General features: G+C 51.6%; 11 protein-coding genes. 4 read left to right on the top strand and 7 right to left on the bottom strand.

Going from position 1 to position 15526, the window contains the following annotated elements; translation table 11 throughout:
• Nucleotides 1-3 precede the first annotated feature (3 nt).
• The 3 genes from BTA51_RS00290 (at nt 4) to BTA51_RS00280 (ending at nt 3769) form a co-directional block, all read left to right on the top strand.
• Nucleotides 4-450 (top strand): hypothetical protein, encoded by a 447-nt coding sequence (locus tag BTA51_RS00290; RefSeq protein ID WP_094705131.1) that lies wholly within the window; start codon nt 4-6, stop codon nt 448-450.
• Between the two features lie 191 nt (nt 451-641).
• Nucleotides 642-2156, top strand: a complete 1515-nt coding sequence (locus BTA51_RS00285; RefSeq protein ID WP_094705129.1) for an NAD(P)/FAD-dependent oxidoreductase — start codon at nt 642-644, stop codon at nt 2154-2156.
• Nucleotides 2157-2293: 137 nt separating this feature from the next.
• Complete coding sequence (locus BTA51_RS00280) at nt 2294-3769, top strand: amidase family protein (protein WP_094705127.1); 1476 nt, start codon at nt 2294-2296, stop codon at nt 3767-3769.
• A 112-nt stretch (nt 3770-3881) separates the two neighbouring features.
• Here BTA51_RS00280 and BTA51_RS00275 read toward each other — a convergent pair whose 3' ends face one another.
• The 7 genes from BTA51_RS00275 to BTA51_RS00245 all read right to left on the bottom strand — a co-directional run bounded on the left by BTA51_RS00275 (nt 3882) and on the right by BTA51_RS00245 (nt 13695).
• Nucleotides 3882-4916: an AraC family transcriptional regulator gene (locus tag BTA51_RS00275; RefSeq protein WP_168188009.1), complete on the bottom strand. Its 1035-nt coding sequence runs from the start codon at nt 4914-4916 to the stop codon at nt 3882-3884.
• Nucleotides 4917-5042: 126 nt separating this feature from the next.
• Nucleotides 5043-6905, bottom strand: coding sequence for an alpha/beta hydrolase (locus tag BTA51_RS00270; protein WP_094705123.1), 1863 nt, complete (start codon nt 6903-6905; stop codon nt 5043-5045).
• Nucleotides 6906-6995: 90 nt separating this feature from the next.
• Nucleotides 6996-7385, bottom strand: coding sequence for a phasin family protein (locus BTA51_RS00265; protein WP_094705121.1), 390 nt, complete (start codon nt 7383-7385; stop codon nt 6996-6998).
• Between the two features lie 171 nt (nt 7386-7556).
• A complete protein-coding gene (locus BTA51_RS00260; protein ID WP_094705119.1) occupies nt 7557-8957 on the bottom strand; it encodes a wax ester/triacylglycerol synthase family O-acyltransferase in 1401 nt (466 codons plus the stop codon).
• A 228-nt stretch (nt 8958-9185) separates the two neighbouring features.
• Nucleotides 9186-10910 (bottom strand): SulP family inorganic anion transporter, encoded by a 1725-nt coding sequence (locus BTA51_RS00255; RefSeq protein WP_094705117.1) that lies wholly within the window; start codon nt 10908-10910, stop codon nt 9186-9188.
• Nucleotides 10911-10979: 69 nt separating this feature from the next.
• Complete coding sequence (locus BTA51_RS00250; RefSeq protein WP_094706007.1) at nt 10980-12653, bottom strand: bifunctional protein tyrosine phosphatase family protein/NAD(P)/FAD-dependent oxidoreductase; 1674 nt, start codon at nt 12651-12653, stop codon at nt 10980-10982.
• Between the two features lie 142 nt (nt 12654-12795).
• Nucleotides 12796-13695, bottom strand: coding sequence for an MBL fold metallo-hydrolase (locus BTA51_RS00245; RefSeq protein ID WP_094705115.1), 900 nt, complete (start codon nt 13693-13695; stop codon nt 12796-12798).
• A 527-nt stretch (nt 13696-14222) separates the two neighbouring features.
• Between BTA51_RS00245 and BTA51_RS00240 the strand changes: the two genes are divergently transcribed.
• A complete protein-coding gene (locus BTA51_RS00240; protein ID WP_094705113.1) occupies nt 14223-15353 on the top strand; it encodes an HD domain-containing phosphohydrolase in 1131 nt (376 codons plus the stop codon).
• Nucleotides 15354-15526 lie beyond the last annotated feature (173 nt).

The raw sequence follows: 15526 nt of genomic DNA, 5'->3' as shown, positions 1-15526 counted from the left end.
ATAATGGAAACACCTGATGAGTTTCAATCGCATACGATTATCCTCTTCACTGATGACGAAAACGTGGCCCAGCATGTGGAAGAATCGATGGCTGCCTTTAGCCTGAATCATGATCTCAGAGTCTGCCAATCTGTAATGAACCTGGCGGAGCCGTCAACGATGAAAGCGTTACGGCAGATTGACCTGTTCCTGATCGCTTATTTGGGAGACGACGAACAAGCCCGTCAGACGTTGATTGACCTGCAATCTGTGCGGCGTTGGAAAGTCGTTCCCACGATTGTGTTTCTCTTGCCGGAACAAATCGAGCTGGCGCATTTGTTCTATTCATTGGGAGCCAATTCTGTCCTTCCCTATCCGCTTCATTTTGAACAATTGAGCACGATGGTCAGTATTATGGATACCTATTGGTTTGACATTGTGTCTTTGCCTTCAGATACAAAATCAAAATAGCGGCAGACTGCTTGAGAACGGATAAGTCTGCAATATTCTTGTTACGACTTGTTCTGAGGCCAAAAAAGGGAAGTATTGGCCTCTAATGACAAGTAAAATGACCAGATCGCCCCTCATTACTACGACGACAACGTGCCAGAATAACTTTGGGTCAATAAAAATAAAGAAAACCATCAGGTGGGAAATATCTCATGGCAACTCAATACAGTGATGTTCTGATTATCGGAGCCGGACTATCCGGCATTGGCGCGGCCTGCCACATACGGCGGGAACTGCCGGACAAGTCCTTTGTTATTCTGGAGCGAAGGCAGGCCATCGGTGGTACCTGGGATTTGTTTCGCTATCCGGGAATCCGCTCGGATTCGGACATGTATACCCTGGGATATAACTTCAAAGCCTGGAGCAATCCTCAGGCAATTGCCGATGGACCGGCCATCCGGGAATACATACGAGAGACCGCGTCGGAATATCACGTAGAAGAGCACATCCGTTTCGGCAATTATGTAAAGCGGGCTTATTGGGATTCCTCTCAGGCGACCTGGACAGTAGAGGCTCTGGATGAGCAGTCCGGGGAAGTAAAGCGTTACTGTTGTCGTTTTCTATTGTGCTGCTCCGGATATTACAACTATGACGGAGGCTACCAACCTGAGTTTCCCGGCCAGGACCAGTTTGCCGGGCAGATCATACATCCCCAGAAATGGCCGGAAGATCTGGATTACACCGGCAAGAAGGTGGTTGTCATTGGCAGTGGTGCAACGGCGGTGACGCTGGTGCCGGCCATGGCGGACAAGGTAGAGCACATTACCATGCTGCAGCGGTCTCCCACCTACATACTGTCTTTGCCGCGAGAGGATGCGGTTTCTAATTTCCTGCGCAGGTTCTTGCCGGAAAAAATGGTCTATCGTCTGGCCCGGACCCGCAATATTTTTCTTTCCCTGTTGCTGTATAAGTTGAGCCGGGCATTTCCTCAGGGAATGGCTAATTTCATTCGTAAGCAGGCTCTCAAACAGACCGGGGCCGGCGTCGACGCCAAACACTTCAGTCCGTACTATAAACCTTGGGATGAACGCTTGTGTATTGCGCCTGACGGAGATCTTTTTGAGGCTTTGCGGGGAGGCAATGCCTCTATCGTGACGGATCAGGTTGAGTGTCTTACTGACACTGGTATCAGGCTCAAATCAGGAGCTGAGTTGGAAGCCGATATTGTCGTGACGGCAACAGGGCTTGCGATTCAACCCCTGGGTGGTGCGGAGCTGTACCTTGACGGCAAGCCGTTCGATATCACCCGAAAGCTTTGCTACAAGGGGGTCATGCTACAGGATATGCCCAACCTCGGATTGGTATTCGGATACACCAATGCTTCGTGGACCTTGAAGGCAGACATTGTCACAGAGTACCTGTTACGCGTTATCCGACACATGGATCAATTGGGGGTACGGCAATGCATGCCGCGCAACTCCGACGATAGTGTTGAGTTCCGCCCCTTCCTTGATATGACCTCAGGTTATGTACAGCGCGCGGAGGGGACGATTCCCCATCAGGGCTCAAAAGCTCCCTGGAAGCTGCATCAGAATTATGCACTGGACCTGATGATGCTGCGCTATGGAAAGTTGGAGGACGGTGTGCTGTCCTTCTCCAATCCTGTTGGAGAGACATTCCATACAGCACCTTCATCCGTTGTTGCGGACTCTGGCATCTCCAAATAACAAGGCAGCCAGCAAGGCAAATAACAAACTGGGCAGTAAGGGTAAACAGCAAGATAAATAGCTCGAGTAGCATGATGAATCACCATCACAAGTTGAATTGATATCGATAGCAATAACAAAAATAACAGGGGAAAGTTGTGAGTAGAGACTGGATATATTCGTCAGCGTCAGAGCTGGCAGAAGATTTACGTACAGGTAAAATCGGTAGCAGAGATCTGCTGGAAGCCCATCTGCAAAGGGTGGAGGAGTTCAACCCGGCACTGAATGCAATTGTGGCACAGGATCTTGATCGAGCCAGGGAAAGCGCTGATAAAGCCGACCAGGCAATTGGCAGGGGAGAGGTTCTGGGGCGTCTACACGGATTGCCGCTGACCATTAAAGATACCTGGGAAGTGCCGGGGATGGCCTGTACAGCGGGTGCTCCGCTTTTTCGGAATCATTATCCTAAAGCGGTGGCTCCCGCAGTGGCGAGTCTGCTGGAGTCCGGCGCCATCGTTTTCGGGAAGACCAATGTTCCGTACTATGCCTCTGATATTCAAAGTTATAACCGTGTATACGGTACGACCAATAACCCCTGGAATACCCGATTGACTCCTGGTGGTTCCTCGGGAGGTGCTGCTGCCGCACTGGCTGCGGGACTCACACCTCTGGAACTGGGCAGCGATCTGGCGGGCTCCATTCGAATACCCGCTCATTATTGTGGCGTCTACGGACATAAACCCAGTCATGGAATTATCCCATTACGTGGGCACATTCCCGGTCCGCCCGGGACTCTGGGAGAGCCACCCCTGGCAGTGGCAGGTCCGATGGCACGGACAGCTGATGACCTGGAGATGATGCTGGATATTGTGGCCGGGCCACCACCGGAAATGGCTCCTGGTTGGCAGGTGAATCTGCCTGCTCCCGGAAAAGAAAAACTCCAGGACTATCGAGTATTGATGTGGACTGAAGACCTGCTTTGTCCTGTGGATGAGGGGATGCAGCAGAAATACGCAGAGCTGAAAACCCGGTTGGTAGACGCCGGTGTCCGGGTCGACTCAGGCGCTCCCAAGGGAGTGGACATGGAACAACTGTATGCTACCTACATGCGGCAGTTGGGTGGTTTAATTGGCACTGCCAGTCCCAAGCGATTAAGGGTGTTGATTTATCTGGCGGGTCTGTTGCTGGGGCGTCTGGAAGAATTTCTGCGTATGCCGAAACAGTTCAGGCAGTTTATGGCAGGGAACAATATCAGTTATGCCGGATGGACCGGCCTGGATCAGACAGCCAGGCGTATTCGGGAACAGTTTAATCGGGTGTTTGATGATTATGATGTCATCTTGATGCCGCCAACGGCCACCACTGCCATATTGCACCAGCAGGAACCGGACATTCCAAGACGCCGAGTGCAGATCAATGGGCAAAGTATCAGTTATATGGATCTCTTTATCTGGATTTCGCCGGCCACGCTGTTTGGCTTACCTGCCACTAGTGCGCCGATTGGGGTAAGCGATAGGAAAACGCCGGTGAATGTTCAGATTGTTGCGGGTCCATATCAGGACCGGGCAAGCATTGATTTTGCCCGTCATCTGGCCACGATTATGGGGGGCTTTCAGGCTCCCCCGGGGTATTGAGGACGATAAGTTTGCTCCCTAATTGCGCTGGGCTTGAGAGTGTGGAATATGGGATATGAGAGAGCGGGATGTGATAAGGGATGTGAGAGAATGAAAACTAAGAGAACAAGCGTCAGTCATTATCCCGCATCTGTCTATACTGGCTGGGGGTGTGGCCGGTCCATTGACGAAACGCTCGGGTAAAATTGGCAGGATCCTGGTATCCCAGTAATCCGGCAATCTTCTGAATGGATATTGCTCTGTCATCCAGCAGTTTTATCGCGTCCCGGCGACGCGCGTCATCCAGCAGTGTCTTGTAGCGTGTACCTTGCTGCTGGAGACGCCTTCTCAGTGTACGGGCACTCAGGTTAAGTCGATCGGCCATATCATTCAGTCCCGGATAGCCGCGCGAATCGAAGACCATTTCCCTCTGTACTCTATCCAGGACCGGATCACTTTTCAGCTGGGTAAGCTGGAACTCTTGTTCGCACTGTTCAACGGCAAACGCCAGTCCTGTTGGATTGGACATATCCAGTGGATGGGACAGAAGTGTTTTTGCCAGCCTGAATTGGGTTGCCGGCATGCCAAAATATACACTTCCAAGTATTTTCCTGGCTTTTTCCTCGTAAACCGGAGCTGGGCTGTTGAGCCAGATTTCTGCTTTGGCGCTACTGTCTCTTAACAGAAGATGAAACCCCCGCATGACACTGGCGATGGTCGTTTCCAGGATTTGCTGCCGAAACGGTTCGCGAATCATGTCCGGCACTGACAGATCGACCACACACAGATCATCCTGAATACCGGCGGTCATGTTGACTCCGCGGGCGTTGATATGCCAAAAGCGTTGGCACAGCTCAAGCACTGACTGCAGGTTCGGGCAACACAATAGAGCATAGCCGAAGTTTCCGTAGGCTGTTGGTGGCAAACGCCATCCGACTTCCAGGCCAATACCGTTATCGTCGGCAACGTCCAATACAGCCAGAATCAATACTTCGAATTGTTCCAGGCTCAGCTCCTTCCCGGCTCCTCTGGCAAAATCTCCAGGGATACCGGCCTGCTTCAATATGCCGGGAACGGACGCTCCGCGCTCACCGGCAATTTGCAGGTAAGCCTGGGGATAGATATGGGGTACAGGTTGGCTGAATATATCAACGCTTCGTCTGGTCATGGCCATGGAAATCCGGAACGGGTAGGGCTATCAGAGTGAATTGATCCTACGCGTTTTCCCGCTGGATGGCCACTGAAGACAAGTCTGCAACGCTAATCTATTTCCAGACGATATTGATGAATGAATTCAGGTGCACGAGAGTTTCAGTACGTCAGCAATTCTTTGTTTAACGTATCTTCCCGGGGCGTCTTCCAAAATTGGAAGCTGTCCATTCTCCGGTTTTCGTGCGGTGATCTTGCGCCCGGAATAGGCTTTGATCCATTGTTGCCAGTGCGGCCACCAGGAACCATCATGCTTTTCAGCGTGCTGGTACCAGTCGTCGGGGTTTTCCGGTAATGGTTCACCTTTACCAAGAATCCGGTAGCCATATTTGTTGGCTGCCGGAGGATTCACAACCCCGGCAATATGGCCGGATCCGGATAGTACGAAAGTGACGCTGCCTTGATGGGCTTTGGCGCCGACGTAAGTGGATTTCCATTTTGCGATATGATCCTGCTCAGCCGATAGAAAGTAGCTGGGAGTTGTAATATTGCGCAGGTCAATGTCGGTCCCGGCCAGACAGATCCCTTTCGGCTTTATCAGCCGGTTTTCCAGGTACATATTGCGCAAATAATACTTCTGCATCGCGGCGGGCAGGTTAGTGCCGTCTGAGTTCCAGTAAAGCAGATCAAAGGCGGCAGGCTTTTCACCCTTCAGGTAGTTGTTAACGAAATAGGACCAATAGAGATCATTCTCCCGCAACATATTAAAACTGAACGCCATAGCCCGGCCGTCAAAATAGCCGGTTTTATCCAGGAATTTCTCAATATTGCCGATAGTGTGCTCGTTAATGAAAACCCCGATTTCACCTGGATCTGAAAAATCCAGCAGGGTGGTGAAATAGGTGGCGGATTTGATCTGATCAGCTTCATCGCGTGCATGTAAATAGGCAAGAGTACAGCCCAGCAGAGTGCCCCCGATGCAATAGCCGATGGTATTCAGCTGCTCTTCTCCGGTGGCTTCACGAACTACCCGGATGGCTTCCAGAGCGCCTTGGGTCATGTAGTCTTCAAAGCGCGTATCTCCCATGTCCGGTCCCGGGTTTTTCCATGACACCACAAATACCGAATGGCCCTGGTCCACGGCCCATTTGATAAAGGAGTTTTTAGCCTTGAGGTCAAGAATGTAATACTTGTTAATCCAGGGAGGGATAATCAGCAAGGGCGTCTGAAATACCTTGGCTGTTGTCGGTTCATACTGGATCAGTTGCATCAGGTCGTTCTGGAAGATGATCTTTCCGGGCGTGGTGGCAATATTTCTTCCCACTTCGAATGCGGAATAGTCGGTCATGGCAATATTGAACATGCCGGGATTACTGCGATAGTCCTCCCACAGATTTTTGGCGCCCTCAACCACGCTTAACCCTTTGGTTTCCCATATTTTGCGCAAGACCTCCGGGTTCAGTACCGGCAAATTCGAGGGAGAAAGCGTGTTCACCAGTTGGCGGGTATAGAACACGAACTCGGCGTGGCTGTGGGTGCGGGTATCCTCCAACTGATCCACAAGTTCCAGTACAGCATTCGCGTTAATCAGATAGGCCTGCTTGATGTAATCAAACAGTAGATTATTGGACCAGTCCTCATGATTGAAACGGCGGTCCGCAGCCTCTGGTGTGACGACTGGCTCAACCTCCTGTCCCAGGGCTTTGCGGGCCGTATGAATGATCAGTCTGGCCTGATCCCTGATCAGCTTGATCTCTCTTTTGGACGTCTGCACCGGATGTAAAGCCAGTTGTTCCAGTATCACCCGGTAACTGTCCATCATGTCCAGCAGGGTCGACATCTGGGCATCATTGACGGCTTTGTTTCTGCTCCATAATTTTTCCAGTTGGTCGCGGTATTTCACTGCGGCGTCATCCGCAGCATCCACCATTTTTCGGGCGATACGCGCCGCCGGGTTGTTGCTGAAGAATTCATTCTTGAACAGATTGTCCGTAAAAAGAGAGGTCATGGTTCGAGGTCCGTGTGGGCTTATTATTGTGACGGTGGCCACCCGCTATTCATTGATACTGCGGGTGGCCATTGGGAATATCAGGAAGCACTATGCCTCTTTGTCTGAGATTTCTTTGTCAGTGCCTTCTTTGGCGGATTCTTCCTCTTGCCCGGATGATTCGGAGAAGGCTTTTTCCACGTCTTCCTTTAGCTCAGCTCCCAGCTGACCCAGGGTACGAAAATCCTCCATGATCCGACTGCCGAGGTTGCCGACAAAGTCCGCTTGACCGGAGGCATAACCCTTAAGGGATTCCAGGTCCTTAACGGCAGAAGCCCCTTTGATATTCTCCAGGGTCATATCGCCGTAGGTGCGGGCTGATTTCATCTGGAATTCTGCCAGCTTGCCCATGTGTTCCAGCAGTGCCGTATTCAGACGTGCCGCCGGTTCCATCATTTTTTTCATTTGTTCTGTCATGGTGTCGAATTGATGGTTTTCCATTTCTCTCTCCTTGCAGGTTGTAGAATTTGTGAAAACTAATTGGAAGTTATGACAAACTTGTTGCGTTACTGTCCGGGTCAACAATTCATACAGGGCCAACAGTTCTTATCCGCTGGCGATATTAACGAGTTTAGGGGATTCCCCCCGCTATTCGGTTGATATGGGTCAACCTCATTTCAGGCTATCGTCCGCCAGTCTTTTAAGTTCCAGGTAGGACTGCTTGAATCCTGCAACCAATTGATCCGGATCGGGGATCAATTGCTGGTCTGCCACCACTCCGAATTGCACCGTGTTGTGATAGCTGAGAATACTTAACCCCATGCCGACTTCTCCGGACTGGGGAACCCAGAAAATGGGCTGGCGAACCTGGCACCCCGCCAGATACAGGGCATGTTTTGGTCCAGGGACGTTGGTCATGACCAGAGAGGCTTTTTTACTGAGTATTTCCAGAGCGGTCTGTTCCAGGATGCTTGGGCCTTTGCCGAACACGCCCAGCAGACCGTAGAACACCTGGGCCTGGTAGGAGTGTTTGAGTGCATGCATGGCGTTTCGTATTTGTTCCAATTGCATGAGCGGTTGATGAATACCGACGGGCAAGGGCACGATTACCAGTCCAAACTGATTGCCCAGGGTGGTGATGGGTTGGTCCAGCGGGCGCAGGTTAAAAGGCACTGCTGCGTGCAGGCGGGCGATGTCCAACTCCCCATTATGTTCTTCATTTCTGGCCAGTAAATAACGGCGTAAGGCTCCGGTGGTGGCCGTTAAAAGAATATCGTTAATGGTCGCTCCTAGTAGCTTGGCCGTGTGTTTGACCTCCTCAAGAGGCAGGCTGGCGGACCAGGAAACATTTTTACGGCCGCCCAGTGTGCCTTTAAAGCAGGATGGCGGGTCCGTCGGCATCGCGGCAATGCGTGCCACTTCTGAGGTGATGGCGGCTCCTTCCCTGGCAAGATCCAGCAGATGTTGTGGGTGCTCGATCAGATCAAGGCCTCCGTGGAATAACTGTTCTCCCAGATTGGCTTCATGTTTTAACCAATTCAAAGCAGGAGTGAGCAGGTGGTCCATCAGGCTGTGGTGAGTGTTCTCATGATGTTCCTGTGGCGGTGGGACAGCGCCAACATCGGTTAGTGACAGCATCACCCTGACCAGGGAGATACCATCGGCAATGCAATGATGAATACGGAAAATCAGCGCAGAACCTCCCTGGTAACTCTCTACGACGTGGATTTGCCACAGAGGATGGGTAAGGTTCAACGGAGTGCTTATCAGATCGCTCGCCAGTCGCTGCAGGTCTTCCTGACGATCCTGACCTGGCAGGCCGATCAAATGAATATGATTGTCGATATGAAAATGAGGATCCTCTTCCCAGCATGGCCGCTCTTCTACATGGGTAACCCGTTGCCTGAAGCGGGAGAACTTGAGTAGACGCTCCTGGATGATCTGTTTGAACCGATCCACATCGACGGCTTGTTCCAGGATCAGGACCGATCCGATCATCATCAGGTTGGAAGGTGACTCCATTCGCAGCCATGCGGTATCCACCGCTGACATCGGTTCTCGTTGGATGGACATGAGACACTCCGCCTATCTTTGTTATTGTGTGCCTGAGTTAGGGCCTTCATGTTTATACGCTAGCCCCTGTTTTATAGCTGATCATTGATCACAGCAGTGGCCGGCGAAATAAGTGTGAACAGGCCCTAGCATAGGCTTGCCGGAGCGGGAATATATTGATGAATATCATAAACAGGACGTTGGACCTCCCTGTATTGAACATCATTCTGCATTTGAGACGGGGCTGTGTCAGATGCAGTAGTCGTGTTCCATCAGGTCGGATACCGCGCGATGTTGGGAAAGATAGACATTGCCGCTAAGGTGCTGCAAGAAGCTACTGTGTTTCAGGTTGTCCATCACGGGGCCTTTCACCTCGGACATGTGCAGCTTGATACCCCTGTCGGTTAGCCGTCTGTTCAGAGCTTCCAGCGATTCCAGTGCGCTCATGTCGATGGCGTTGACGGCCGTACACATCAGCACGACATGGCGCAACGAAGGGCGTTCTGCGGCCATGCTGTCGATCTGGTCTTCCAGGTAGTGGGCATTGGCGAAATAGAGGCTTTCGTCAATCCTGACAGAGAGGATATTGGGATGGGTGATGACCTGGTGGCGTTCCACATTACGGTAATGCTCGGTCCCTTCTACCTGACCGACGATGGCCATGTGAGGACGGGAGGTTTTCAGCAGAAAGATAATGATCGACAACAACACCCCCGCTGAGACACCGAGTTCGACCCCCATGGTGAGTGTCACAATGATCGTGGCACTGACAGCAATAAAATCCGCTTTGGAATAACGCCATGTTTTACCAAGAATTGACAGGTCCACCAGGGAGAGAACTGCGACAATAATGGTTGCCGCCAGAGTTGCCTTGGGAAGATAAGCCAGCAACGGGGTTAACAGTAAGGTGGCCAGGGCGATACCCACAGCGGTAAACATACCGGCCGCCGGGGTTTCTGCGCCGGCATCAAAATTGACCACGGAACGGGAAAAGCCGCCGGTGACTGGAAAACCTTGAGTTGAGCCCGCAGCGATATTGGCCGCGCCAAGGGCAATCAACTCCTGGTTTGGATCAATGCGTTGTCTCCGTTTGGCGGCCAGGGTTTGTGCAACGGATACGGATTCCACAAAACCAATAATGGAGATGAGGGCAGCCGGACCAGCCAATGCCAGCCAGAAATCCATCGAGATGTTGGGGATCGAGAAGCCTGGTAACTGACTCGGAACATCACCGACCAGGGCGACGCCCTGACTGCCCAGGTCCAGCAAATAGGCCGCCAGTGTGGTGACCACAACGGCGAACACGGGGCCGGTTTTGGACGCCAGATCGGCATAACGTTTCGACATGCCGAGTTTCAGCAGGAGAGGCTGCAGGCCTTTTCGCACCCAGAACAGAAATGTTGTGGCTGCCACACCTATGATAACCGTGGGAACGTTGATTTCTCCTATATTGGACAATAACCCGTGAAGCAAATGGATCAGGTTATCCCCACTGGCTTTGATGCCAAAGATGTGTTTGAGCTGGCTCAGGGCGATGATGATTCCCGAGGCGGTAATGAATCCGGCAATCACCGGATGTGACAGGAAGTTGGCAAGAAATCCCAGACGCAAAACGCCCAATATCATCAGGAATCCACCCGACAATAAGGCTAGACATGCGGCAGCGAGCAGCTTATCTGTGAGATCGCTGAATCCGAGACTGCCAATCGCCGCCGCGGTCATCAGTGATACAACGGCCACAGGTCCTACGGCCAATGTCCGGCTGGTGCCGAAAATGCCATAAGCAACCAGTGGCAATAGCGAAGCATACAAACCCGCTTCGGCAGGTAACCCTGCCAGTAATGCGTAAGCGAGGGACTGAGGGATCAGCATAATGGTGACAATACAAGCTGCCACCAGATCGCTGGTCAGTGTGTCGCGATTATATTGTTTGCCCCACTCCAGGATGGGCAGATACTTACGCAATCCCCTCATGTCACCTCTTTTCTCTGACTTTCTCTGATAAGCCTTAATATCGACATTACGACAGCCTTGTAAGGTCTCTTACTCAACAATTGTTGGTTTGGTCAGCCATTCCTTACCTTTCAACATAGCCTCCCAATATACGGGAGGAAGGATTCTCTCTTTGAGTATCCAGGCGCTGCGGGTCGGCCTGGTTCCATCCAGCAACCAGGATGGAAAGGTCGGTAGCAGTTTGCCTCCATAGCCAAACTCGGCGAGGACGATTTTCCCCCGTTCAACCGTCAATGGGCACGAGCCGTAGCCGTTGTAATGGGCTATTCCTGTGCCCAGCCCCATATCATGCAGTACGTTATTGGCCACTACCGGCGCCTGCATGCGTGCTGCCGCCGCTGTTTTTGCATTGGGAGCATTCATGGTGTCGCCCAGTGACCAGATGTTCTCATAGCGTTTATGCCGCAGGGTATTCTGGTCGACATCCACCCAACCGGCAGCGTCGGCGAGAGGGCTGCGGCGAATAAAGTCCGGTGCCTGTTGTGGGGGGCAGACGTGGATCATGTCGAACTCAGTCTCAACCACTTCTTTTTCGCCGTCCGCGAGAGAGTGTTCAAACCAGGCCGTTCTTGAGGGGCCATCGATCCTGATCAGATTATGGGAAAAATTCAGTTTTGCCTTATAGCGTTCAACGTATTCCATCAGGGCTGGGACATACTCCTTAACCCCGAACAAAACGCCGCCTGCGTTATAAAACTGAATGTCGATGTTGCCAAGGACGCCTGTGCGATACCAATGGTCCGCGGAGAGATACATGGCCTTTTGGGGAGCGCCTGCACATTTGATCGGCATTGGCGGCTGAGTGAATATCGCCCGGCCGCTTTTAAGCTGTTGCACCAACTGCCAGGTATAAGGCGCAAGATCATAGCGGTAGTTGGAGGTCACGCCGTTATGGCCCAGTGTTTCTGCCAGTCCTTCAATGCCGTCCCAGTTCAGCTTCAAGCCTGGAGCAACAATCAGCCGGCGATATTGAACAATACGGTTATCCTCCAGCATCAACTGGTTTTTTTCCGGTTCGAAGGAGGCGACAGCGGCCTTTATCCAGTGAGCATGGCGGGGAATCAGAGACGCCATTTGACGCTCAGTATTTTCCGGTTTGAACACTCCCCCGCCCACCAGGGTCCAGCCTGGCTGGTAATAGTGATGTTCTGCCGGATCAATAATACCGATTTTGATGTCAGAGAAGCGGGACAGCAGGCTGGAGGCCACGGCGATACCAGCCGCACCGCCGCCTACGATAACGACTTCATAAGTCATCGAAGGCTTGCTGGCTTCGGCTTGCTGGAAGTCTTTTTCAAATCGTTGCAGTAGGGGAGAGACGTCATAGCCGATGGATTTCGCTGTGGTCTCAAGCTGATGAATGTCTTCACCGCTGAGTGCCTGGGCCAGAGCCCATAACTGTGTGCTGCGGGTTCCGGTGCGGCAATAGGCCAAAACCGGGCGGATTGCCTGATCAAGCAATGTGTCCATTGCCAATGCATCGTTGTCCGTAACCTGTCCTGATATCACGGGTAAATGATGGATAGTGATGCCGTGGCGGGCGGCTTCCTCTTCCATTTCCGCGAAGCTGGGTTGATCGCTGCTTTCCGCGTCCGGACGGTTGCATATGATGGTCTTGATGCCATGCTCAGCCGCTGTCGCGATTTCGGTGGGCAGAATCTGTCCCGAAACATAGAGATCAGGAGTTAGTTGCTTGAATTGCATATAGGTTTCACCTCTTGTTTTAGTCTTGGTCATCACATACGCCTGACTGTGGTACAGTCATGTCACCTGGCAGAAGCGGTTATCCACTGGATAACCGCCGGCATCCTCAACACCAGGCTGAGGCTGCCGCGCTGGATGTTCGTTAAAGGATGTTGACGGGAACTTTGAGGTATACCTTGCCGTTTTCCTCTTCCGGTGGAGGCAGATGGCCTGCCCGCATGTTCACCTGAAGGCTTGGGATAATCAGCCTGGGCATGCCCAGGGTTTTATCTCTGGCTTCTCGCATATTGACGAAGTCCTCTTCGGAAGTGCCGTCCTTGATATGTATATTGTTTCTGCGTTCTGCTTCTACTGTGGTTTCCCACTGTGGCTCCCGACCGTTGGGCATGTAGTCGTGACACATAAATAACCGCATGTCCCCGGGCATTGAGAGGACCCGTTTGATCGATTGAAACAGAACTCCGGCGTCACCGCCGGGAAAATCCGCCCGGGCAGTTCCACCATCCGGCATGAATAGAGTGTCCCCGACAAAAGCGGCATCACCGATAACATGGGTCATGCAGGCCGGGGTATGGCCGGGAGTATGCATGGCATAAGCCGTCATGGTGCCGATGGTATAGCTGTCACCATCGGCGAAAAGCCTATCGAACTGTGAACCGTCTCTCTGGAATTCGGTGCCTTCATTAAAGATCTTGCCAAAGGTGTCCTGGACGGTGGTGATGGCGTTGCCGATTGCCAGTTTGCCCCCCAGCTTTTCCTGAATGTAAGGCGCAGCAGACAGATGGTCCGCATGGACATGGGTCTCGATAATCCATTCCAGAGTCAAATGATTTCCTCTGATGTACTGAATGATCCTATCAGCGCTTTCATAGCTGGTGTGCCCACTGGGGTAGTCAAAATCCATGACCGAATCTACCACGGCACAGGCATTGGAATTGGGGTCTTTGACGATATAAGAGAATGTATTGGTCGGCTCGTCAAAGAAAGCGATGACCTGTGGATGTGTTTCCATATCGGGCAAAAATGGAATGGCTTTAGTCATGTTGAACCTCATCATTCGGCAGCGCTACTTCTTACTATAGATCCAGTTACTATAGATCCAGTTCCTGTTTTTCATCCGGTTCTTGTATCAGGATCCGGTTTTCAGGTGGCCCATGCCTGACATTTCTGGCGTATCAAGAAGAGGTAATGAGTGCTGAATAAGCACAAGCCGTCACCTTCTATCGCACACGATTTTGTCATCGGGCATGCTGCTTGTTTCTACATATACCTGAATGTATTGCAAAGGGTGGGCCATTCTAACCTTATTTTTCGCTTCAATATAACCATATGAAATAACTATATATTAATTTCTTCTAAATATGACAGCGTGTTGGATCTTTTACTTGAGGTGCTATTTGTCTGACACTAGTGGCGGGCGGCTTGCCATTTTTGGCAGTTCTTCGGCTCAAAGAGAGAATGCTATAGTTAGTAATGTCATTCCGATGGTTACCAGGGCTGTTTTAACAGTCACCAGTATTCTATTGGCTGAACCGGTTGCTACATCTGTCAGGTAAAGGAGAAGTCTGCATGTCATATAGCCACATAGATGCCTGGAATGGGTTGCACCAGCATAACTCGATAGTGGGTAAGTTGAAGTACATGCACCAGATTTTGAGTGAGCATATGCCCTATATCTCACGCCTGGCCGTGGCTCTGTATGACAGTAATACGGATTATCTGCGTACCTATGCCTACAGCAGTGAGCGGACCAGCCCACTGAATCATTACCACGCCCGACTTGCAGACTGCCGGTCGTTACAGGAAGTGGCCAGCAACAGACGACCGCGGGTTGTACAGGATCTGGCGGTATTTAATGACGGCGACCATCAGCATACGAAAACCATATACGATGCTGGCTATCGGGCCAGTTACACCATGCCGCTGATCTGGGATGAACGCTTTTTGGGATTTGTCTTCTTTAATTCTGATCAGCCTAACGTGTTTACGGAACGGTCTATGACGGAATTGGATGTCATCGGTCATATGATTACGTTGATGGTGTATAACGAGATAGCCAAGATCCGTACTCTGCTGGCGACCTTAAAGTCCGCGTTGGATATGACTCATTCCCGGGATCCGGAAACCGGAGGACATCTTGAGCGAATGTCCCGTTATGCTCGTCTGATTGCGAAAAATCTGGCCGGGGATATGGAGCTGGATGATCAGTTTGTGGAACATGTATTCATGTTTTCCCCGCTGCACGATCTGGGAAAACTGACCATACCTGACAGGATTCTCCTCAAAGCCGGCCCTTTGGATGACAACGAGTTTTCCATCATGCAAACCCACTCCGAAGAAGGGCGGAGACTCATTGACCGCTTACTGGAAAACTATGGGCTGGACGGAGTCTCTCATGTGGAGATGCTGCGAAATATTGTTTTGCATCATCATGAGTCCTGGGACGGACGGGGTTATCCCGATCAATTGGCTGCGGAGTCCATTCCACTGGAGGCCAGAATAGTCGCCGTGGCTGATGTGTTTGATGCGTTAACCAGCCGACGACCATACAAGGATGCATGGAGTAATGACAAAGCGTTCGCCAAATTGCAGGAGTTGGCAGGCACAAAACTGGATCGCCGGTGCGTCGAGGCGCTGCTGCAAAATCTTGAAGAAGTGGAGGAAATTCAGCGGGCGTTCCAGGAGAACACTTACGGCTGACAACTTGGCAGCTGGATCACTTTTAACTCCCTGAGCTGTGTTTCCGGTTGTGCTGGGGGCAATGGCTGTTGTGTAGGGGGCTCGTGGTTGTGCAGAGGGCCATGATTGTGCAGAGGGCCGTGGTTGTGCAGAGGACAGTTATATGTCAATTTTGACAGACTAGGTGTTATTTG

The sequence above is a fragment of the Hahella sp. CCB-MM4 genome, assembly GCF_002260525.1.
Classification (GTDB): Bacteria; Pseudomonadota; Gammaproteobacteria; order Pseudomonadales; family Oleiphilaceae; genus Hahella.
Note: the sequence above shows the minus strand (reverse complement) of the source record. Positions and strands in the feature narration are given on the sequence as shown.